Annotated in this window: 8 protein-coding genes and 5 pseudogenes; 3 read left to right on the top strand and 10 right to left on the bottom strand. The window is 58.6% G+C overall.

Going from position 1 to position 21,830, the window contains the following annotated elements; genetic code table 11:
* Positions 1 to 45 precede the first annotated feature (45 nt).
* A complete protein-coding gene (locus CO657_RS24645) occupies positions 46 to 2,724 on the bottom strand; it encodes a Ulp1 family isopeptidase (RefSeq protein ID WP_128715601.1) in 2,679 nt (892 codons plus the stop codon).
* Positions 2,725 to 4,136: 1,412 nt separating this feature from the next.
* Here CO657_RS24645 and CO657_RS24640 point away from each other — a divergent pair.
* Positions 4,137 to 5,024, top strand: a complete 888-nt coding sequence (locus CO657_RS24640) for a hypothetical protein (protein ID WP_054185906.1) — start codon at positions 4,137 to 4,139, stop codon at positions 5,022 to 5,024.
* A gap of 142 nt (positions 5,025 to 5,166) precedes the next feature.
* On the opposite strand, the pseudogene CO657_RS37510 reads toward CO657_RS24640, so the two are convergent.
* Positions 5,167 to 5,433: pseudogene (locus CO657_RS37510) on the bottom strand (nuclear transport factor 2 family protein); the annotation flags it as partial.
* 764 nt (positions 5,434 to 6,197) lie between these two features.
* Here CO657_RS37510 and CO657_RS24625 point away from each other — a divergent pair.
* Positions 6,198 to 6,779: pseudogene (locus tag CO657_RS24625) on the top strand (radical SAM protein); the annotation flags it as partial.
* A 211-nt stretch (positions 6,780 to 6,990) separates the two neighbouring features.
* On the opposite strand, the gene CO657_RS24620 reads toward CO657_RS24625, so the two are convergent.
* The 8 genes and pseudogenes from CO657_RS24620 to tssK all read right to left on the bottom strand — a co-directional run bounded on the left by CO657_RS24620 (position 6,991) and on the right by tssK (position 19,078).
* A complete protein-coding gene (locus tag CO657_RS24620; RefSeq protein WP_054185907.1) occupies positions 6,991 to 8,001 on the bottom strand; it encodes a LysR family transcriptional regulator in 1,011 nt (336 codons plus the stop codon).
* 192 nt (positions 8,002 to 8,193) lie between these two features.
* Positions 8,194 to 8,520: pseudogene (locus CO657_RS24615) on the bottom strand (carbamoyltransferase N-terminal domain-containing protein); the annotation flags it as partial.
* An 858-nt stretch (positions 8,521 to 9,378) separates the two neighbouring features.
* Positions 9,379 to 9,618, bottom strand: a pseudogene (locus CO657_RS24610) (SIR2 family protein); the annotation flags it as partial.
* Positions 9,619 to 9,716: 98 nt separating this feature from the next.
* Positions 9,717 to 11,333 (bottom strand): hypothetical protein, encoded by a 1,617-nt coding sequence (locus CO657_RS24605; RefSeq protein ID WP_054185908.1) that lies wholly within the window; start codon positions 11,331 to 11,333, stop codon positions 9,717 to 9,719.
* 296 nt (positions 11,334 to 11,629) lie between these two features.
* Entirely contained in the window at positions 11,630 to 15,235 is a 3,606-nt protein-coding gene (gene tssM / locus CO657_RS24595) for a type VI secretion system membrane subunit TssM (RefSeq protein ID WP_054185909.1), read from the bottom strand.
* Between the two features lie 9 nt (positions 15,236 to 15,244).
* Positions 15,245 to 16,534, bottom strand: coding sequence for a type IVB secretion system protein IcmH/DotU (gene icmH / locus CO657_RS24590; protein ID WP_054185910.1), 1,290 nt, complete (start codon positions 16,532 to 16,534; stop codon positions 15,245 to 15,247).
* Positions 16,534 to 17,715, bottom strand: a complete 1,182-nt coding sequence (locus CO657_RS24585) for a type VI secretion system-associated FHA domain protein (protein ID WP_280950511.1) — start codon at positions 17,713 to 17,715, stop codon at positions 16,534 to 16,536. Before CO657_RS24585 ends, icmH begins: the two co-directional genes overlap by 1 nt.
* A gap of 7 nt (positions 17,716 to 17,722) precedes the next feature.
* Positions 17,723 to 19,078: a type VI secretion system baseplate subunit TssK gene (gene tssK / locus CO657_RS24580; protein ID WP_054185912.1), complete on the bottom strand. Its 1,356-nt coding sequence runs from the start codon at positions 19,076 to 19,078 to the stop codon at positions 17,723 to 17,725.
* Positions 19,079 to 19,736: 658 nt separating this feature from the next.
* Between tssK and CO657_RS24575 the strand changes: the two are divergent.
* Positions 19,737 to 20,412: pseudogene (locus tag CO657_RS24575) on the top strand (transposase); the annotation flags it as partial.
* Between the last annotated feature and the right edge of the window lie 1,418 nt (positions 20,413 to 21,830).

The following is a 21,830-nucleotide window of genomic DNA, read 5'->3' as shown; positions in this document are numbered from 1 at the left end:
CTTTTTCAAGAACAACTGGCATCTATTGCTCGATCCATCTCCACCCTATTGCAGGAAAAGGTAAATGTCGTTCTCCCTGCCTGATGGCCCCAGAGTGGCCGTGTAGGGCACACCATGGATAGTGATGCTGGTCTGGGGTTTGTCCGCGCTCGGCAGCAACTCATAATAGGACATTGCAAGCCGAAGGCCAGCCGGTGCCGGTTGATTGCGGTGTTGCCAGCTCGGAGGGACAGCTTCTCCCAAGTCGTCCACAGGCAGCATGTACTGTGGGGTGCCGAAGATCGATGCCCCCAAGCTTTGCTCCCATGGTGCGTCTGGCGGATTGACGCTTTGCACCGGTGAATAGGCGGCTGATGGCAAATCCTGCCGGAAGGTCGCTGTATTCCAGCTATCGGGAAGCTGGCCGGGTTGACCCACTCCATGCCAAAACTCTGCGGGATCGGCGATCTGTGTGGAGGACTCCGGTCCAGCCGCCGCAGCCCCCGCTCGAGCACCGTTGGGCGCGGTGCTCAGACGTCGTTGGAGTTGCTCCCGATCGGCGACGAGGTTGTCGAGGTGCAGCACGGCTGGCCGGCCTCTTCGCGCCAGTCGTCTAACGAGCGCCCGCGTGCCGTCAACCACGAAGACTCCGCAATCATAGTCGTTGCGCTGTTGGGTCATGCGGACGGGCTCCAGACGGGTACCCAACCTTTGTGCGAGCATTGCTGCAAACTCGTTGTTCTGTCCCCGGAAGGAGTCATAGTGATAGGCAGCCGGCCCCTCGCGGTTGCGACGGTCAACGAGTAGCAGCGACCAATGGGTGCCGCGGCGATCAGGATCCGAAGCACTGGCATCGCTCACTGGAAGGAACAGGAAGTCGGCTGTATCTCTTCCATTCTGATCATTAACGATGCGCTGGAAAGCGCTCAGCGCGGTGCTCTCATCGCCCAGGCGCAGATGATAATGGGCTATCAGGGGATCGATAAGCCGCGTCCTGGCGGCGAGATCCGGATCGTTTCGCTGCAAGTCCTGCATTAGCAGCTCATAATCCGTCTGGATATGCTGGTCGCCCAGCCATTCGGTATGGTCGAGCGACAATCCGCTGCGGCCTTCGATCGATGGATCAACCTGCTGCAGCGGCGAACTTGATCTGAACTCGGCACGTGGATCCGAACGGCCGTCCAGACCGGCCGGTTCCCGGCCACTTGCCTGCTCAGGGGACAACCCCGACGCTGCGTTCGCCTCAACGACTTGCTGGTACTGCCGAAGCCGCTTGAAAGATATGGTGAGGTTTTTTCCCATGGCTTCGGTGAAGTCTTGGTAATCTTTTTTCAACGACTGTCGCTGCTCATCAGTACCGGTGAGTCGGCTGACTATGCTCTCCCTGCCCTCCCTTTGGAGCCAATCGCTAAACTTTCGTCGATTGCTGGCCAGACTCCAGACAACATTCCTCTTGGAAGTCGAGTCCGATCCGAGCTTGCTCAGCTCTTCCTTGGCTAGGTCATCAATGATGCGGGCGTCGTCGGGATAAGGATGATGCTGTTTCAACTGCGACTCGGCGCCTAGATACTGCCGCAGCCGATCGAAACCCACGACCACTTTTTTTCCTTCCTCCTTGGTAAAGGCCCTAAAATCCTCCTTCAACGACCGTCGCTGCTCATCACTGCCGTTGAGCCGGCTGACTATGCTCTCCCTGCCCTCCCTTTTGAGCCAAGCGCTAAACTTTCGTTGCCCACTGGCATTTTTCCGAGAATTCGGGACCTCTTCCTTGGCCAAGCTATCAATGATGAGGGCGTCGTCGGGATAAGGATCATGTATCTGGCGCCCCATCAGGCGCGGCCCAGGTCCAACGGCTTGGAGTTCTTGCCCCTCAGGCCCGAGCCTCCTGAAATGAGACAGTGCTGACTTAAGACGGTCCTGACCATCCCCACCGCTTGCCCAATAATCCGCGATATCAACGGCTAGTGAATCTGGATCGTTTAAAAGCCGAGAAGCCATCGAATCTCTGTTCTCTGCTCGGAGCCAACGAGCGAACCCCCTAAGAATCCCTAAATTGTTCTCGACGGTACGCTCGGGAACCCTTCCGTCCCCTCGGCCGATGCTACCGTCGGGTAGAATTTCGTAGTCTCGGACTGCTTCCGCGAACTGGTTGATGCGGGACTCGTCATCGGGATGCATGTCCCGGTCGGCGGGGCGACCACGCTTGGCGTAATCGACGCGAACCTTGGTTGAGACCACGTGAGTCTCCGTTGCGGCATCGACGTCTTGCTGCCCCGAACCCCGCGACGACGTCTTGCCGCTGCTCAATCCGAACGCCTTCTTGAACCCTGACGCCATGCGCGACTTAAATCCGCGGCTTTTGCCCTGCGGCGGCGCGGCGACTTCGCCCGCCTCCGCCATATTGCTCGATGTCTTGCTCCCCGAGCCGCCGAATCGCAAGCTGCTGGAGCCCGCCCGAGAGACGTCTATGCTGTGGCGGGCGCCGCTCAACGAGTTCTCCGGCGCCCGCGACTGCGGCGTCACTCGCATCGAACCGCCCACGGATCTGCGACGCGGCACACGATCGCCGGCGTCACTGTCGTGCGAACCGAGGCGCAAGTCGCTCAGATCCTGTTCCATGTCTCGTCTCAGTGAATTGTAGTCCCGGATCCAGGCGTCCGTATCGAAAGCTCCGGTCACGCCTTCGATCCACTCACTTACTTCGCGAGAATCGTCATCGCGCGGCTGGTTTCGTCTTGGGTACATCGATGCCGGTCCTCCGGAAATCAAATTTGGAACCTCGATCCTAATGCCTGCCGACCGCCGCCCAGCATGCTAAAGCCAGATCCAATCATGCCCTCAAGGCATGGCCGAACGCTATATGCGACGGCTTGCCGACAATCGTCTGCACTCGACCATCAGGCCGGCACATGGCTTGAGAGGCTCGCCAGCTTGCCGCTTGCCATGCGGAGCCCGCTAAAATTGGCCTTCATTTAAGCAGTTTCGGGTGATGTGTGGAACATGCAGCGTGAAGGGTGCCGTCAGGATTTCCAATTCCAACCAATCCATCCGCCGGCCTTTCTGATTTCACCGCCTCAGTGCGCGGCGGCAAACAAGGTGAGACTCAGCCAGATTGTCGCTCTACAGAACCCACTCGGCCTTCCGTGATCATTCAACTTTCGAGGCTCATTCCCGCACCCGTATCTGTCTACACTTCAGCCCCCCGCTACCGCGACGCCCGCAAGACTCGCCCCGGCTTCGCCGCTGTGACCTTGGCCGGATGGGACTTTGGCCGGATGGGACTTGCGCCGCCAAGCAGCTATCAGCTTGGCATGACGTATTCCCGAGCGGAGGTCCATCATCTCATTGGTCATCAGTGGCCTTCTATCGGGCTGTGCTTGAACCACCCGACCCTGCCGAAAAACCACTGATGCCCACCTACTCCTCAGAGCCTTCACCACCTAAGGGGACTCCGTGGATCCGCTTTTCCAAAGCATTTTGGAATATCGATTTTGCATGGTGGCGGCCAGTCCGGTTGCGCTAGCATATGCGTAATCTGCAATTGGAGACCAACAGCGGTGAACACAGAACAGGCCCGCGGGGCGGTAAATCCTCCGAGGACACCTCTAACATTCAAGCTAATCTTAGCCCTGCCGCGGCGCAGACACCTCCGACGGACTTCGACGATGGTTTGGCGAAGGGACCACGCTTTCACGAATCCTCGATGCTTGGGCTGAGGAAAGGAATCAGGAGGAGACGAGGAGCGGCTGGAGGCGGTAAGACGAACTATAACGTGGATGGACGCTGGCGATGTTAATGCAACTACAATCACTGCGGCTGGCCAAGGCGCCGGCACTGTTCCGCCAGAGCTCCAGAAGCTCGCGGACGACAACCGGCTGTGAGCAGCTTCCCGAGCGGGTCCGGACGACGCTGGCAGAACCAGTGATCGCATCGGGCTATATGGGCCCCGCAGGTCGTCTTTCCGCCCAGTTCACGGAAGTTTAGTCCCCTCTAGGCGAGACCAGGAGCCGCGCATGCAACGCGTACCCCCCGCTTCATCGAAGCTTAGCAGTCACGTATCCGCTTTATAGGCCGGACAGTGAGCGCACCGTTCCCACATGTGAAGCGACTGAAAAGGATGCGCTTCATCACACCTTTCACTCTCAGGAGAGACCGCCATGGATAACTCAGAACGATCGCTGCGCTACAACATTTCCGAGGAAGATGATCGCACCCGGGCCATGGCGGGGTGGATCGAGAATATGACCGGGGCACAAACACTTACGGGCATGCCGTCCCGATCAACGCCAGATCCCAATGCTCGTTCGCCTTCGTCGCCAACGCGGCCATACTCGCTCTCTTCCGAACCTCCAATTAAGGTGCTCGACAGATCTACATTTGCCAGAAAAGTGAGGGAATTTTACGGTGATGATATCAAGCACATTTCCGTCAATCCACAAGAGTACTCGCCCTTCGTGTCCTCTAAAGCCCTGCGTGCGGCTACCATCGCTCGACTCTACGGCGGCACCGACGATGATACGCCCAGCGCGCGATATTTCAGCTATGATCTGGGAGAACGAAGCGTTGGGCTTTTAAGAACAGAGGATGGATTTAGCATCGAAAACGAGCCGTGGCGGGAACTATTTCCCGGTCGAAAAAGAATCACGTCGATTGTAGACCTTCGCGTTACTCATCCGCTTGTCGAGAACGCTGGCGATATTCTGCTCGAACATCAACTTCAACTCGACGGCGAACAGCCGTTGATCATGTCACGTCCCGCTTCGCCAGAGATGGGAACCCGTCTTGAGCAGATGGGTTTCGTTGACGTGGGTGAAAATCGCTGGGTGCTCGACCCTACGCAACATCCCGACAAGTGGATAAAGAATAGCAAGGGTGGATGGCAGCGCGCAGACAAACCTTGGAGTTATCTCTCTAAAACCGTGGGCTATCTTAGCGACGATGAAGCAGGTGTCGAGGGGCATTCGAGTGAAGCCAGTGTCGAGACAGATTCTTCCGATGATGACCCGTCTTGGTACTTCGAACAACTCAATTTGAACCGCGGATAAAAGTTTGCCGTCATCGTGATGACTTTTTGCGCCGCCGGCCGAGTTGATACGCCCCTCTATTAGGAGGACGCAGGCGAAGATTAGAGACTGCAATCTTGCTGCGACTGTCTGCGACGGCCCGCCTCATGCTGCACTGTGAAGTAGCTCTGACAGCTGCTTCAGTCGGGCTGATAAACTCAATCAGAACTTTCGTGATCTGGGGATGTTGGGCGGTTCGGTCTTGAAGACACCAAGCGCGAACTCAGTGAAGCCTCGGCGGAGCCCGTATACGCTCCGTGATTGTCCTGCGCGAGCCAGAAGGAGCTGCGCAGCGCCGCCTCGTCCGCCCGTCTATCCCGCGGCAATACCGATAGAGACAGTCGCGGATCGTTTCGCGATCATGCAATTCGACCATTTTCTCGTGGTCCATGGCCCGTCGCAAGTCTAGTCTTGAGTTGAAAGTGGCGTTCGGTGCATCTGCGAACGGACATTCGCGCCGTCGGCGCTTGACCTGGCCTCGCAAAGCCGCTTCCCAGGGAACGTCTGTGAACTTGAAACCGCGTGCGTAAGACAGCAACTCTCGCGCAATCAAGGACCATTGCTCCGTTGGATTTTGCCTGCAAGAACAGCCAGTGCCTCTCTGCGCTTGTGTGGAAGGGAGCTAACGGTCCATTCGGCAACAATGCGATTGACGAGTTCGCCAGAAAGAGCCGAATGTCGACTGGATCCCCGTTTGCGGCCGCCGGGCGCGCCGGCGCCTGCCTCGGCGAAGCCTCCTCCAAAGCCTGTGATCCGAATGATCCTGCCTGGCTCGCAATCGGTGCGCGTCTGACCGAGCGGGAACGGCTGATCGACGCGATGGAGAAATCTGGGTGGGTTCAGGCCAGGCGGCTCGCCTCTCGGCTTAACTCCACCTTAGGTTGGTTATGCCATCCGCGGGCATCAAATCGGGGTGAAAGAAAGTTCTAAGCCTGGTGTGGTCGAACGGCCCGACCTGCCCTCCTCAACTCATGCACTCGAGGCGAGCTGCCATTTTACCGGTGTCTGTCTATTGTCAAATGCCTGACAACTCTATGTCGGGTCGCAAATGGAGGGAACCGGACAAAAAACGCTAACATATTGAAAAAATAGTGATTTGCATTGGCATGACCCTTGCTTCTTGAACCGCGACGTTAAGCAGCAACGGAGCCTTCAATGTCCCCACCAATGATTCCGCACAAGAGCCTGACCAGCACGACAGCCATGAACCGGCTGCTGGCCACAGCGAAGTCCACTGCTTGCGCCGCGTCATTGTGCGGTTCGTCCGCAAAGCCGCACGACGTGGAGCCGGCTGTCTGGGAGAAGATCAAGGAGCTTTCCTGCTATTCAGAAGAAGCGCACTACTATTTCATGCGCATGCACGTCGCGGTCGCACCAGCCTGCAATATCCAGTGCAACTACTGCAATCGTAAATATGACTGCGCCAACGAAAGCCGGCCTAGGGTCGTCTCGGAAAAGCTGACGCCTGACCAGGCGCTGCGAAAGGTCGTTGCGGTCGCCAATGAAGTCCCTCAGCTTCCCGTGCTCTTTATCGCCGGAACAGGCGATGCCTGTTATGACCGGAAGAATACAAAGGCGACATTTGAACGCGGAGCCACAGAGAACCCCGATATCAAGCTGTGTCTTTCAACCAACGGTCTGGCACTGCCGGACCGTCTCGGAGAGCTTGCTGACATGAATGCTGATCACTTGACGATCACCATCAACATGGTCGATCCGAGAGTCGGGTCGAAGATATCCGCGCCACTGCCGGGCCGTGCCGCAGCTCAGCAGAAGCCCGGACACAAGCAGGCCCCGCGAGCACATAGGCAGCCAAGTCTCGATATTCGTCCAACATGCCTGGCACTCTCGGTCGCAGCAGCGCTGGGGCCTTGGTCACCTCCCCGCGCAAAATGCCCGGTTGCTCTCTTTGACGCTTCAGGAGCATCCCGATCACCCGCTTCTTGTGTCAGTCCGCTCCCGTCTCCAACGCGGCGGCGACCTCCTTGCGCAGCCATTTATGCTGCGGGTCGTGATGGCACCGCTCGTGCCAGATGAGCATGACCTTATACGGTGCCGGCTCGAGGGGTGGATCAACAACCCTAAGCGGCAGCATCGCGGAAACTTGGGTCGCAACGCGGCGCGGGACGAGCAATACCAAATCCGTTGCCGAAGCTACCACCGCTGCCGTGAGAACGCTGGAAAACAGTATGGGACTACGATCCGCTCGCAGGTTGGGCAAGTGGTCGTAGATCGGGCCGAAGTGGTCGGGGGAGTCCGTACTGATGGCAGCGTGACGCAAGGTCGCGAAGTTGTCGATCGTCCATTCCTGCGCCAGCGCTGGATGGTCGTGGCGCAACAAACACGCGAAGCGGTCTGTATAAAGACTGCGCTGAAAATAGCCAGGCAGTTGCACGTCGATATGCCCAACGGCCAAATCAATATCACCTTGCTCAAGCCCCCGCACGGCACGATCAAACGGCAAACAGGCGAGTGTGTCGAGATGAGGGGCACGCTCGCGTAACCACGGCAGGAGGCGCGGTAGTACAGCCAAAGCTTGATGATCGGGGATCGCCAGCGTTGCCCCCCTCCCCCATTCTTTTGAGATTACGCTGCGGCTTGTCACCATCTCTCGGATCGTACGCAGTGCCGACGGCAGCCTTTGAGCCAAATGTTCGCCTTGCGGCGTTGGGATCAAACCCGTTGAAGACCGCACCAGGAGATCATCATTGAACAAGCCGCGCAGCCTTCCCAGTGCCCGGCTCATCGCCGGTTGACTCCGCCCGATGTGCTGGCCCGCGTGCGTCACGTTCCGGTATTCGAGCAGAGCCTCGAGCGCCACCAGGAGGTTGAGGTCTATTGATGCTAGGTTTATCTGGTGTCCAGTGAGGCGCTCTCCTCTCCAATCTTGCAACATCTTTCGCCTATAAGCGAGTTGATCCGTCACCTCTTTTTCTACATTGCGTTTCATGAAGTTCATTCCTCAACAATCAATTCCGGGTCCAACGTTTTCGAGTTCATCTCGGCGGTGGAGCGCGGGTGACAACCTCCATGGCATTGTGCCATCACGCGTCCAATGGGCGGACAGATCTGTGTGACGATGGCGATCACATGGAACATCGGGGTGTCCCACAGGAATATAGAGCCCGTGTCGACCTCCCCGAGCCCGTTGCAACAGCCTCGCATCCGGTATTGGGGTGCTTGGGTGAGAGAGGCGCACGCGCTCGAGCACAGCGTTGCAATAGGCCTCAGTCGCATAATGCGCGATGCGGTCGATGTGATTAAGGTGAACACCTGCAGATGCGAGGCAATATCGAACCGAACGCGTTGGTAGCTTGTTGGAGTGCTTGATTCGGTTAGGCCGTTCCTCTTCGACCGCCGCTATCACTCGGCCGTCGCGAACGAGAATTGCAGCCCCATCGTGCATAAAGCTGTTCGGTAGATCGAACGGCTTTTCGTAGACTCTGCTTAGACGCCCACTCAGCCCTAGACACAGCATGTTGCTCTCCAGTCCGTTTCGAAAGGAAGGTCGCTCTGGCCCGACCGCCGGCTTTCGTAAGTTCAAAGCTTGTGTTTGACGTGTCAGATAGAGCTCACAGGCGAAGCCGATACTAATAGCGACCGGCTCGGCGACATTGCCGACAATCGATGCTGCCCAACCTTCTTGATGCTATAGTTGCGACGCCGCACGGAAACCCTGACCGAAGCATTTGCAGCAGAACTGCCACGTAACCTATCCACATTACTCAGTCCTTCATATTTCGGCCCGACAGCCGCAAGAAAACATCACGAGGTTTGGTGTTCCTGCAAAAGGCGCAGATCATGTCCTTGCGGCTGCGAGCGCGCCTGCTCTGGCTTCTAGTCATTGTGAGGGATGCACTCAAAGATTTAGTCGACCAGGCAACAGTGCTTCTTGTGAGAGCCCATTAGCACTGAAACGGCAGAAGCAACGGCCAAGATTTGGCCGATCACGTCCAACGTGATAACAATCGAGGCCAGGCAACTGACAGAGTGCTCCAACTCGTTTTCCAGCACAGTCTCTACCGAACCTGAGGACCAATTTTTAGAACTCCACACAATCGTTCTGCACAGCGCTCTTCAGCGTTTTTTCTAAGGGCAATTGTTTTGACCAGTAAAATTGTTTGTTTGGATGGAATGCGTGCAAAAAAGGGATGGGTGGATTGATAGGAAGGCGAGCGGCACTACCATCCTTCCTTTCAAATGGCGGCTGTGATGATCAACGTTTACGGCAAATCCGCCTCCGACGTCGGTGTCGACCGACCGACCGACCGACCGACCGACCGACGAAATCCTCGTGTATCGTCGCATCCGCAATACTCCTTCTCTACTCTAGTTTTCAGCCGACAAGCCGAGCCGCAGCTTCGCCAGTCGGCACGTCGATAAGCGTGATCGGGCTTGCTGCAAAGAAACGGCGTTCGTTGTTGGTCAGCGCTGCCGCATCCAGCACCGCCAAACATGGGGCGTTGGATCGCTTCGTGATCTGTCGGGCGTAGGTGCGCAGCATCTGGTCGTTGAAGCGGCAGCCGATGAAGAAGAAGCCTCTGTTGGTGCGCCGCTCCTTCACCGCTTCGCTGATCCACCTGAGCGGCGAACTCCTTCCGTCGCTGATGCAGCCGTTGATGGCGTGCTCGGCCGGCCTTCCGGTGGGCCGACCAGCATCGAGGCAGGCGATCACTACGCGGCGGGCGCGGCGTGCGAGGTTTCGATGCGCTTCAGTCCATCGGTGATGGCGGCGAGCCCTTCCCGCAGCGTCTGCCCTATAGTGCCCGGACCGATGTCGATTGGAGGATTGTCAAGCATGGCTACAATGTCGCTGCCGTTGAGATAGTCGAGCTTCTGCTGGACTGTGGTTCTGACACGCTCGGTCGCGCTCGACATTGCCTCACCGTTGCGTTCGGTGATGGCGGAGAGCTGATCCGAAAGCTCTCCACCGAACTGCAGGAAGATGTCGTCGACATACCTCCACGTTCCGCCGCGGGCTTCCACATCGACCATCTGGTTGATCTTGCTCTTTACCTCATCCCTCAGCGTCAAGGCAGTGTCGAGATGAGCCTGCCATGCAGCTATGATACTTTCGACGGAGTTTTCGACGGACTTGGTCCTTTCGGGCTGGTCTGCGATGCCAAGAAGGACCAGAAGTTGATCATCGTTATCGAGCCGCGGGACCACCGCTGCGATCAGACGCTCCAAAACCGCGCGCCTACGGGCTGCATCGCCTAGTTCCTTCGGCCATTGCGACGACACTATCTTCGCAATCCTTTCAGAATTCGCGTTCTCTAGCGGATAAGAAAGCTGTCGCTCCTGAGCCTTTGCCTTGATCAGACGGAACAAGGACTCTACTACCTCGTCTTGATCGAGAGCACCCGTTGGGACTCTGTTCAGATCGATCCCATTCACCACGACCTCTTCGCGGCGGTCGCCGTTTGTCTCGCCCTGCCCCGCCCCATCGGGCATGTCATCCACATATTGAAGATTTCGCAGATTCTCAGGATAGGCCAGCATCAACAGAAGCCGGCCGGCGAAGTTGTGCAGCGTTGCCTCCTGCTCTTCCGGAGGCGTCGCAGCCAGCACACGTTGCAGCCAATCCGCGATCTTCGTGGTCAGATGGGACAACTCTGCGGTCTGTCCCGCGCCAATTTGCGCGCTGAGACTTACTGCGTGATTGGAAATGGTCGCTGCCGCGGCGGCAATGCCCTCCTTCACTTCCGGGAGAAGCTGCTCCAGGAGCTCAGCCCCGCCTTCACGCTTGCTTCTCTCTTCAGTTTCCTCAACACTCCCTGCGGAGTTCCCTTCCGCGCTATCGAGTGCCGCCATCGGCCGATTTAATTCTTCAGAGTCGTCGGGTGGAAGAAATTGAGAGTTCTCCTCGGCGTTCATCTCAAACTGCTGAATGTCTTCTTCAGTTAAAATTCCTGCTTCCTGCATGTCAGGCAGCCTCATGCGGAAGTTCACGAAATACTTCTTCATCACCTTTTGGACTTGCGGGAACCCGGCCTTTCCACCATCAGCCAACTTGACGAGGATAACGCCGTTTTCGTTCATCCTGCCCGTGCCTCTCCGCAGAAGCGAAAAGGTCTCCTTACCACTATCCTCATCATCTTCAAAAGGCATGCTTTTCAAAGTTTGTGCCAATCCATTGAGCTTTTTCTTACTCACCAGGACAGCAGGCTTCCGCAGATCGCCAACCGTGCCAACCGCAAAGCAGAACTCCAAATCCGCACTGTTCCTCGTCTGGTCGATCAACTGCATAAACTTCTTTGCTCTTGTCCTATTGTGCTTCATTCCGGCCATTATATCTCTCCAGTTTCCTGTTCTAGATCAGTGTACGTCGGTTGATAGGATGGGACAGGATCTGATCACCCAACTTCCCGAAGATCTGCCTGATGGAGGTGACCGCGCTCTCCAGCGGTCTAGTCGAGCGGGAAAGCGGCGCGCCGAGATCAAGCAACGATCGCCGCCAGTCGCAGCCGTGACCGCCTCCGATCCGGCCGGCAACCGAAATGCCGACCTCTCCCGCCGCAGACCTGCGTGGGCGTCTCGTGATCCCATAGGGCCTTCCCAGCGCAAGTCGGATGCTATCCCGGCGGTCATAAGAAATCTGGACATCGGAATTCTGACAGCAGATTGCGGGACAACGGGCTCATCACGCTGTCAGGCTGGAGGTTAAAAACCGCCCAATGGTCACCGGACACCAGTCGTACCTGAATAAGGTCCCCTCCTCCCAAGGGCCGCTTGTCCGCCTCATTTAAGAGGCGAAATAGCGCCCAATGGCCGCTCTTGGAGAGAATGGCGCCTTGAAAACCGATGAAAGCGACGGAAGCGCCGCCGACGCCGCTGGCCGTGGGCCAATGGAAATGCATGGCCGCGGCGGCCGTTCCTCGTCGATGTTCGAGGCGCTGGCCGTCGATGTCCACCACCACCTGGTCTGTCAACGGATCGGTCTCGGCGATGGTGAGCAGGAATCCAACTGACAACTGGCCGGTATCCTCGAACATGGTGTCGCGGATTGTGGCTGCCCGTTGGAACTGGGCCAAGGTATTGCGGCCGATAGGGAAATCGACACCGCTCGTTGGCCGAAACTGCCACGAACCTGTGGATTTGTCGACGAATGGGGAAAGGTTCTCGGCGAAGAAAGTGTCGATCTCCGCCTTGCGGCCGAACAGTCGGGCGAAATCGCTCAAAGGGACATCCCGGCGGGATCCGCGTGCGAAGGGATACCGTCCTTCCGTTGCCCGCCGGCACAAATCGCCGGGGCCGCCCGCCCAACCGCTCGCCAACTCGCGCCTCACGCCGCTGACGGTTAGGTCCGAGCTGTGGCGGCTGAGGCCGAGGATCCATTGCCGGATGGGTTCGGGCAGATTGGTCGCTCCCGCCTCGATCTGGTGGATGGCGACGCCCGCCTGCCCGTTGTGTTCCAAGATGTTCGAACCCGCCAGCCCCTGCGCCTGGCTGAGGGAGCGATACAGTTCGCCCAGATCGCGGAGAGCACTGTCGATCGGCGCCTGCGCGCCCGCTTGGCTGTTCGACGGCACTTCGACCAACTGGTGCAGCCACTGGAAATGATCGCCCATATAGAGCCGGACGTGAGCTTCAGGCGTGTCCGCGGCCGGTTGAGAGCGGAACAGTGCCTCGAGCTCGCTTGGCAACACCTCGCCCTGGGGGACTCTGTCACCTTTCGTCAAGCCGTCCTCGGGAGCCGGTGGTTGCTTGAGCTTTAGCTCCTGCGCCGCCGCGAAAAGGAACAGGCGCATTGGTGACGTCGGCGCGGACAGCGTGTTCAAGGTGCGCAGCGCGTCATCGATGCCCCCAAACGGGTGGATAGACATATCGCCAATGAGCTGGTCCCAGCGCAACGCGAACTCCTGAGCGTAGAGATCCGCCGCCGAACGCCGCAGCTTCTGGCTCACATCATCGGCTGCGGTCGGCGCGACTACCTGTGCATCGAGAACCCAACCTTCTGCAGCGACAGCGTCAGCCACCTGCGGCAGCAATCGCAGAAAAGTTCCGTAAAACCCCGCCCTCGTGTAGATGCCAGGAACCCCCTCGCTGAGCGGCTGTCCCGATTTGCGAGCCAGGATGCCCTGCGCCAGCGGCCCGGCATGGTCGGCCAGACGCCAGGTTGGCGCCCGCGAGGCTTCGGGACTGGTCGCGATGATGTCGAGGACGCGGCGCGCCATCGAGATGGCCTGGAGCTTCGCGCGGCTCCTCTCTATCAGTTCGCCATTAAGCTCGCTATGGGGCAGCGGCCCTTCCATGAGGGCATCCAGGTGATCAGCGAGCGCGCGGCGCAGGCCGGCATCGGCTTCGGCCGGAAACATCACTCCCCAGTCGGCAGCCATCCAGTTCTTGACGACCGCGCGCTGGAGCGGACCCTGCTGACCCAGCATCAGGTAAACCTTTAACGCCTGGTAGACGAACTGATCATCGTCGTGCCGCTCGGCCAGTAAGGTTTCCAATCGGAAGATCAGCCGCGGCAGCAGGACGGTGTTCAAAGCGCGGCGGTACGCCGCGAGCGTTTGAACCTTGATTTTCTTACTCTGGTCGAGACCCGAACTTGATAGGCGGTCGCCCGCGCTGTCGCCGTTAGAATCACGCAGCCGCTGAAGCAGTGGCAGGATGGGTCGAAGATCGGCACTCTCAACCCGGTCGAGCTTCAGCTTTTCGGCCCCTCTGGCATAGCTGCCAGCCATTAGGCGAACGCTCTCGATCCGCTCAACATTCCGAATATAGCTGAACGTCCACAAGACGCCGGCGCTAACGATGACCGCCGCTATTATCGTGTAGGCGCTATATCGGATCCGCCGCTGGCGCCGATCGAAGCGGTGATTGGCACCGACGAGCCCAGCTTCGGCGAAAACGACTTCGCGCAGCAGCCGGCTGATGAAATAACCACGCCCCGGGCCACGAAGCGCTGTACAGGGCGGCTGAGCGATCTCGAAGGTCTGAGATCTGGCGTTCGCAACTCGATCGAGGGGCATGCCAATTTGCGTGCCGCTTAAGAAGTAGACGCCGCGGAGCATAAGCGGTTCCTGGAACGAATTCCCGCCAAAGGCTTCCTTCAAGAACTGTTGCGTCAGGTGCTTGAGGCTAGCGACCTGCTGTGGGAAGCCGAACATGAGCGCGCGACGCTGGAGGTTGCTTTCATGCTGCATTCGTTCAAGCAGCCTTTCGTTTAGGCGGCCAACCAGCGCATCGTATGCTGCCGCAAACGCCATGGGATCGCCTTCGTCCTCCGAAGCCTCTTGCGCAAAGGTGAATCCCCACACCGCCTCCCGCCCCTCGCGACCCAGATCGTCGAAGAATTCAACAAATCCCGCCAGCAGATCGCTCTTAGTGAAAAGCACATAAATCGGCAGTTGCAGGCGAAGCTCCCTGTAAACTTCGAGGAGCCGCTCACGGATACAGCGCGCGCGGTCGGCGAGCACTTCCTCGGATGTCGAGTTCAGCTCGCTGATCCCGATCGTGACTAAGACCCCGTTCAGCGGCTGCCGCGGCCGGGAGCGTCTGAGCATACGAAGCAAGCCACGCCAAACCGCTTTGTCCCGGTCTGCATCACCCTCCTGTATCGTGTAGCGCCCAGCAGTGTCGACGAACACCGCGTCATCGGTGATCCACCAGTCGCAGTTTTCCGTACCCGCGACCCCACCGGCGGCTCTCAGACCGGACCTTGCCGCCAGCGGAAAGCTGAGCCCGGAATTGACTATTGCTGTGGTCTTCCCCGAGTCGGGCGGACCGATCATCACATACCATGGCCGCTGATAGAGCCACCGCCTGCTGATACCTCCTGCGTAGCGGCGCCCCTTGAGTGTGGTAAGGGCCTCGCGGAAACGATGACGAATCGCCTCAAGCTCTCTTTCAGCAAGCGTGCTGGCTTGGCCCAGACTTCGGTCGGAAGGCCTTGGGTCTCCCTTCTTCTGCTCGGCCCCAACCTCGTCCAGCGCTCCCGACACTCGTGATTGGACGAGGTCTTCAAAATAGGCCTGAACCTTGTAAAGCTGGGACTGGATCAAGTAGATCACGGTGTATCCGACCGGAATCAGCATCGATGCCGCGATCTGGCTGCGAAGGCTGTCAAGCGGCGCAAATCCTCCGACCGAGATGTGTGGTCCGAGCGTGAAGATTAAGGCACACACGACCCCTGCCCCGCCGACACGGAGCCATTGCCACCTAAGCGCTTTTTTGATTGACTGCATGGCCTGCCTTCATCGTGTCTTTGTGATGATGATTTCAATCCGACGGTTCCGCGCGCGGCCCTCGGGCGTATGGTTCGAAGCGACCGGTTCACCGCTCCCTCTGCCCTCTTCTCGCACGCGGCCTGGGTCATCCATGATGGATTTGATAATCTCGGCAGCTGTCCTCGCACGCGCGAGCGAAAGGGAATCGTTTGAAGGGAAGGCGAGCGATTGCACCGGCATAGCGTCGGTGTGCCCGGTCAGGAGGATTGCTCCCGACTCATCGTTCAGAGAACGACCAATTCGTAAAAGAAGCGGCAGGAACATTTTCTTCACTTCCGGACTAGCAGAATCGAACATCCCGGAGGCGCGAATGGTAACGACGATCTGCTGTGGGTCCTCGGACACAGTGACAAGCCCTTCGCGGATTTCGGGCTCGAGGAAGTTACGCAGTCGGCCGCTGCTCATCACAACCTTTGGCGGCAATACGATTCTCACCGATCTGACAGCGCCGTTTGGCGGCAATGTCGCGAGATCGTTGAAGACAGCATCGGCGCGGGCATTTAATGCATGCAGAAGTCCGGTATAGATCGAGAGGAGTAACCCTGCCCCAAACGCTACGACAGCCCAGATTGGAACGATTGTGCGGCGTGGCTTCGGATTATTAGAGTTCCTCCGCCAGTGCGGGGATAGTTCGCGCTCGAAGTCACCACGGGCTGCTCGGATCAGGCGGTAGACGTCTTCGCACAGCACACTGAGCTCTGCGGCTCCTCCCGCAATGACGCGGTATCGGCCTTCGAAGCCCAACCTCATGCAGTAGTAGAGCAGCTCCAGCAGTTCTATATTGATGGCCGGTTCATTTTTCAATTGCGTCAGCAGATCGAAGAAACGCTCGCCGCCCCAGGTATCGCTGAACAGCGATCCCACCAAGCTGCGCGTCGTCCAGACGCTGTTGCTGCCCCAGGCTGTGTTCAGAACGATGTCATCGATGGTCGCGCAGAGGGCGTATTTGCAGACCTTGATCGCTCGCGATGGCAATCCGAGCGGCGTGATCCGACGCTCAAAAGCATCGATCTCCTGCAGCACTCTAAGGCGCAGTGCTTCAACGTCGATATGGCTAGCACTGCTCTTGAGCTGAGCGCTGAGACCCAGCAGCGCCGCCGCGGCGGCGACCAGTGGATTAAGTCGGTCGAGCGCAAGCATCTCCCAGGTAAGTTCGTCCGGCACTGGCGATGACGGCGAAGGGACAGCCAACTGCTCCTCGGCGTGGAGGAGGACGAGTGGCTGGGATTTTGGCATCGTTTCCTCAATCACCATCATCAACCCGCCCACTTCCCTTCGGAGCGGACGCTCTCATCGTGGGATCGGCGGGCGGGTCGGCGACGCTCTCGCACTGGGCGCCCGAAGTCGGCGCCGAAGCTCCGGAGCAAATCAGTTTCGATGTTCGATACGACGTCATTGAAGACACGCACGTACGCACTCCGGTTTTGCGCCTTATGGTTGCGGTGCAAAAGGGAACGGGTCCGCCCCATCGCCTTCTCGATCCCTGCTAGGGACAAGCGTGCACGGACGCTGGACAGAGCCTTCTGCACAGCCGCGAATAACACGTCATGCGTCCCACGGTCGGCGAAGGCATGCTCAATGGCCAGGTCTCCGCGGAGGAACCCCCTGACATCCGGAACGAACCTCAGGGGTTTTTCGTCGGAACTCTTATTTCTGAATGATTGTTCGCCAGCTCTCGCTCGGAGTGAATGTTGTGCAGCGCGGCGGAATACAGAAGCATTTTCCCTGCACGATCCAGCACGCTTACGATGCCGGCATTCCGGACATCTGCCAATGATAAGCCGCAGGCGGCAAGAAAAGCCGTGACGGCCGCCCGATGATTCTTGTCGAGATGATTGATCTACCTTGGGTTGCGCCAAGATGGGGGCCCGATCCGGCACACTGTCTGCGTAGATATCCAACGGATTTCTCATCATGCCCGCCAGCGCGTCAAACGGAGTGTCTAAGACTGGCAATGGTGGGAACTCGCCGTTCCTCAGGTCCAGCAGCGCTTCTTCACCCCGGGTGCAATTGCCCGCCAGGAGCGACGAGGCCATTTCGAGGGGGCCAAGAAAACTCAACTCCTCACTTGTCGCTGCAAGTTGTCCCTCCGGTTCGGCGGCACTCTCCGCAATGGATATCGAAGGCGACACGACGACATCGATCCTATAGGCGCCGATCTGAATAACATCGCTGGTTTTCCGGGCGACCGGCGCCTCTGACGGAAGCGGCACAGCCTCGCCACTCAGACATGTGTTGCCGCGGCCTCGGTCGATCAGTCCGTATCGCCGTGCCATGCATTCGATTGAGCAGTGGTATTTCGAGACCATCTGCTGATCATCCGGCAGAACGAGGCTGTTGCCTGCTCGGCTGGTAGTCAGCCCACCAGCCGCGTCGCCCGGCACGAGATGTTCCGGAAAACTGCATCTATTGCTGTGTACACGTAGCGTGAGGGGCATTGGTGGGCTAACTCAAATTTGGGTTCTGTCCGGCTCGGATGGCCCAAAGAGCCATTTCGAGATTTGGGAAGTCGCCAGCAACGTGCAGCGCCAAGCCAGCGGATTGGGGCATATCCTTCCAGAAGCGGCTATTTTGATCGATCTCGAAATAGCTGAATCCAACATGGAACGGGATCTGACGCGGCGCGACCGGTAGGGGATTGATGATAATGCCGGGCAGCGCGACATTGACGAGTTCCGTGATTTTCTCCGCCGGGCCGATCTTAATCTGAGACGGGAACTCGCGCCGGAGGCGCTCGACCTCAATATCAGCCCGAGCAGCCAGCACGAAGCTCGAGGTCGTAAAGAGAGAGCGGTCGGCCACCTCAGCCACATGGATACCGTATTTTTGCCGCTGCAGCGGTACGGAGACCGCAGTCTGCTCAATCACTGCACCCAGCGAAGCCCGGATCGACTGGATCACTGGCAAAAACGCCTCCGCGAGAGAGTCGTGCTTGTAAACACCAAGGGTCGGGGCACGTTTATCGAGGCAGGCGAACGTGGCTAGTTCACCCGCCAGCTGGAGCATGAGAACATACAGCGATTCCGGATTTACAACGGCGGCCTTGGACAGGTGGCAGAAGTACGGCTCGTACCGATTGATCGCCTGCAGCAGAAGGAAGTCCGCGAGCTCTGCAACCCGGTTCGTGCCCGACTGGGAGACCCGAGTAGCCAGAGCTTCACCGCGATGGTGAAGCAGGCCGGTGATCTCAGTGATGTAGTTCGAGAGGACCCGGGAGCTGGCGCAGTCGGGGGTTGGCGGCACGTGCGTCTCGTCCAGAATGATCTGTCGGTCGGCCCGGACCTCTATGATACGGGCGATTGGGATGCAAGTGTAGCCAGACCGGTCTGCCGCGTCCGGCAGCAGTCGAAAATCCAGCCGCGCTACGTCGATGGAGGCGCTGCCCCGCTCGCCAGCGTTGGTGTCGACAACATCCTCAGTGGAGACTGCGAAGCGGATAGGTACGTCAATTCCCGCTTGCGCGTCGGTTTCAAGAGCGCCGGGTTGATAAAACGGTACCGCCAAGTGAATAAGCGAATCTCGAAAATCCCGCGGAACGTCGTAGGGAGTTGGCTGGTTGGCTTCGTCAGGAATACTGAAGGGCATGCCGTCCTCCAAGACGCCGCGAGCCGCTTCGATGGCGATCTTGCCGAGACCAAGTAGCTCTCGATTGAGCCGCAGCTCGCTGATACCCCACCCGTACCCATGCAAAACCGCCGTCCTGCTACGCACCAGCTGTTCGACGTGACGATCGGCCTGCTGAAAATGCTGCGGGCGGAGGAATAAGCCCTCCGACCAGACGACCCTATTATTCCACGACATTCAAGACTCGCCTCGCGTCCACCTGACAGAACGGCTTTCTCCGTAAAAAGTAGCAGAGCTTCACTGCCCCCTTGCATGCACATCTGATATCCAACAATGCGCTGGTAGAAGAGCATCGCGTGTCGAGACAGCTCAGATATGCAAGTGCCGAAGCTCATCAGGATTGGTCATGAGCCCCCTTGCAGCGCGACAAGCAAGGGATCTCATCTAGGCTGTCGCTCAGTAGCCCGTTGCCCTCAGAGCCGTATTGGTCGTTCATGTTCACACTGACCTACTACGCGCCAATTCGGCCTGTCCTGTCGCTCGTACGGGATGAATCTTGCAAATGACCGCCCGGAAGCCTTGAGAGCCGGCGCCGCAAGTACGGGGCCAAAAGTGCAGCGCAACAGGCAAGGTGACACGTGATGCGCATTGCCTCGTCAAAAATGTTCCTGAATACGCCGAAGGCATGTGCCGCCGCCAACATCGTCTTCACGCGCCGCCGCCCCTAAAGCACCTTGACGACTAGTTTAGCGATTAGACAACCACCTCCTGGACACGATGCACGAACCGGTTGCAGTCCCGGTTCGCGCCAGGTGCGGGATAGCAGCCCTGGCGGCATGGATCGTTCACGCGGCGAAGATAGGCATTTGCACATTTGGTGATGCCCAATAGCTAGCGAATGGGATATGCGCAGCGCCTCATGTTGGCGCGCGAGCACATGCTCGATGGCACGGTGGAGATCGACCGTTTTCATCTCGGTGAGCGACCGAGAAAGAATCCGGACGGTCTACCGCCTGGACGGGGCCGAAAAGGCCTTTCGATATGTGTAGGGCGCGCGACGGCGAAAAGGGATCGAACCGCATGCCTGCTTGATGGGCGGTGAGGCGTTCATGGCGATTGGCAAGAGCTTCGCTACGCATGAGAACGTAAAGCATTCGAGCCGCGAATTCGTTCGAGACACCGCCCACGTCAACTCGGTGGGAGGTTTCAAGTCCCGAGTCCGCCGCACCATTGCCGGCGTCTTTCATCAGCCCGCAGCATGCCTTGTCTTTCCACGAGATCGGCTTCCGCTGGTCACAGCGCATTGTTACGGGCCAGGCAGTGCGGATACTGGTCACGGTGCCGCCGGCGCTGCGATTGCTGCAAGTCTTTCGCGCTATTACCGGCCGGCAATACGCAGAAGTCCGGATGCCGGGATTATCGTTAAATCTCCCAGTCTTTTTGTGATAAGGCCGCGTTGTCTAGCGGAAGCCAGCAAAGAGTTCGAAGACGAAGGGCCGACCTCACTGGCGCCGCAATTGGCGACAGTTGCCACTACCCTGGTATCGGTGGGCCAATCAATCCCACCATAGAAGAGATCATGTCGATGTTCGCGTCGTAACCGGCTTGCGCGGCACCGGCGGCCGTCAGCGTTGATAGCAATCCGTGCCGATCGCCACATCAAGCAAGGACCTCCGGTCTGGAGAACGGGTCGTCGCTGCATCTCTCGAAGGATCGCCGCTGTCGTTATGGGTTCACGCAGGAGCTGCGCCATAGCCGCTCACTAACTGGATGCGAGCATATCACCTGTGCATGCAATCCAATACCGGGATTGCGCTAGTTTGAATCGCGGGCTCTTCTCCGTGGTTTTCGAGGTTCTGCTGCAATGATGCGTTCACGCCACCAGCTATCAACGGCCTGGCCATGTCTTCGGGATCTGCCGGCCTCCCGTCACCTGAGCTCGATTCCGCAGAGCCGCCCCATGCCACAACAGCAGAAAACGGGACCCACGGTGATTGAGCGGCGTCCGAACGAGGCTCGGCAACCTGGAGCGGTCGATGGTTGCAGTCGCGTCCCTTGCGATCTGGTTAAGTCGCTTGAGCCCCTGATAAATTCTGACCTTCCGTCAGCAGTCGGTGCTCGACAGCTGACCCCTTGTTTCCTGAAGGCCATATCCCAGGGGGGTGAGCATGGTTGACAGGGACCCTCGGACTAAAGGGCAGGGCTCTGCGCGCGCGAAGGAGGGCCGGCACCCAGCGGATCAAAGAGCGCAGTCTTCAGTGGCGCGTGTCGATCACGTGGCCGACAACTTCAATTCGGACGACATCTGGCAAGAGAATCCGATGTTGCGTTACGTGGAAAGGCTAACGGGGCTTACCCGAGTAGCCGTCGCCCCGGCAGAGACCGCGTTCAACCTCGCGAGCGCGACAGCGGCGGGAGCCAGCCCTCGGCAGCCAACGGATCAAAGCACGCAGCCTTTAGTGGCGTCTGCCGATCAAGAGGAGCTTTGGCAGGCGGTGGACCAAGCCGGTCCGCCGTCGGCCGCCAGCTTCAATTCACAGGACTTCTGGCTGGAGCCTTCTGAGTGGGCCTCTTGGGCTGCGTTAAGCGTCGACCAGCCAAGCCCGCCGACCGAGCTTCAAAGCCCTGAAGAACTAACCCCGCAAATGATGGCTGACATGACGGAACTGATGAGAGTTCCGGTCGCCCCGGCAGAGACCGCGTTCAACCTCGCGAGCGCGACAGCGGCGGGAGCCAGCCCTCGGCAGCCAACGGATCAAAGCACGCAGCCTTTAGTGGCGTCTGCCGATCAAGAGGAGCTTTGGCAGGCGGCGGATCAAGCCGGTCCGCTGTCAGCCGGCAGCTTCAATTCGCAGGACTTCTGGCTGGAGCCTTCTGAAACGGCCTCTTGGGCTGCGTTAAGCGTCGAGCCAAGCCCGCCGACCGAGCTTCAAAGCCCTGAAGAACTAACCCCGCAAATGATGGCTGACATGACGGAACTGATGAGAGT

The sequence above is a fragment of the Rhizobium acidisoli genome, assembly GCF_002531755.2.
GTDB lineage: Bacteria > Pseudomonadota > Alphaproteobacteria > Rhizobiales > Rhizobiaceae > Rhizobium > Rhizobium acidisoli.
Note: the sequence above shows the minus strand (reverse complement) of the source record. Positions and strands in the feature narration are given on the sequence as shown.

Coding starts and splice junctions, on each gene's coding strand:
- CO657_RS24645 (WP_128715601.1), bottom strand. CDS start 2,724: ATGTACCCAAGACGAAACCAGCCGCGCGATGACGATTCTCGCGAAGTA.
- CO657_RS24640 (WP_054185906.1), top strand. CDS start 4,137: ATGGATAACTCAGAACGATCGCTGCGCTACAACATTTCCGAGGAAGAT.
- CO657_RS24620 (WP_054185907.1), bottom strand. CDS start 8,001: ATGAACTTCATGAAACGCAATGTAGAAAAAGAGGTGACGGATCAACTC.
- CO657_RS24605 (WP_054185908.1), bottom strand. CDS start 11,333: ATGGCCGGAATGAAGCACAATAGGACAAGAGCAAAGAAGTTTATGCAG.
- tssM (WP_054185909.1), bottom strand. CDS start 15,235: ATGCAGTCAATCAAAAAAGCGCTTAGGTGGCAATGGCTCCGTGTCGGC.
- icmH (WP_054185910.1), bottom strand. CDS start 16,534: ATGATGGTGATTGAGGAAACGATGCCAAAATCCCAGCCACTCGTCCTC.
- CO657_RS24585 (WP_280950511.1), bottom strand. CDS start 17,715: ATGCCCCTCACGCTACGTGTACACAGCAATAGATGCAGTTTTCCGGAA.
- tssK (WP_054185912.1), bottom strand. CDS start 19,078: ATGTCGTGGAATAATAGGGTCGTCTGGTCGGAGGGCTTATTCCTCCGC.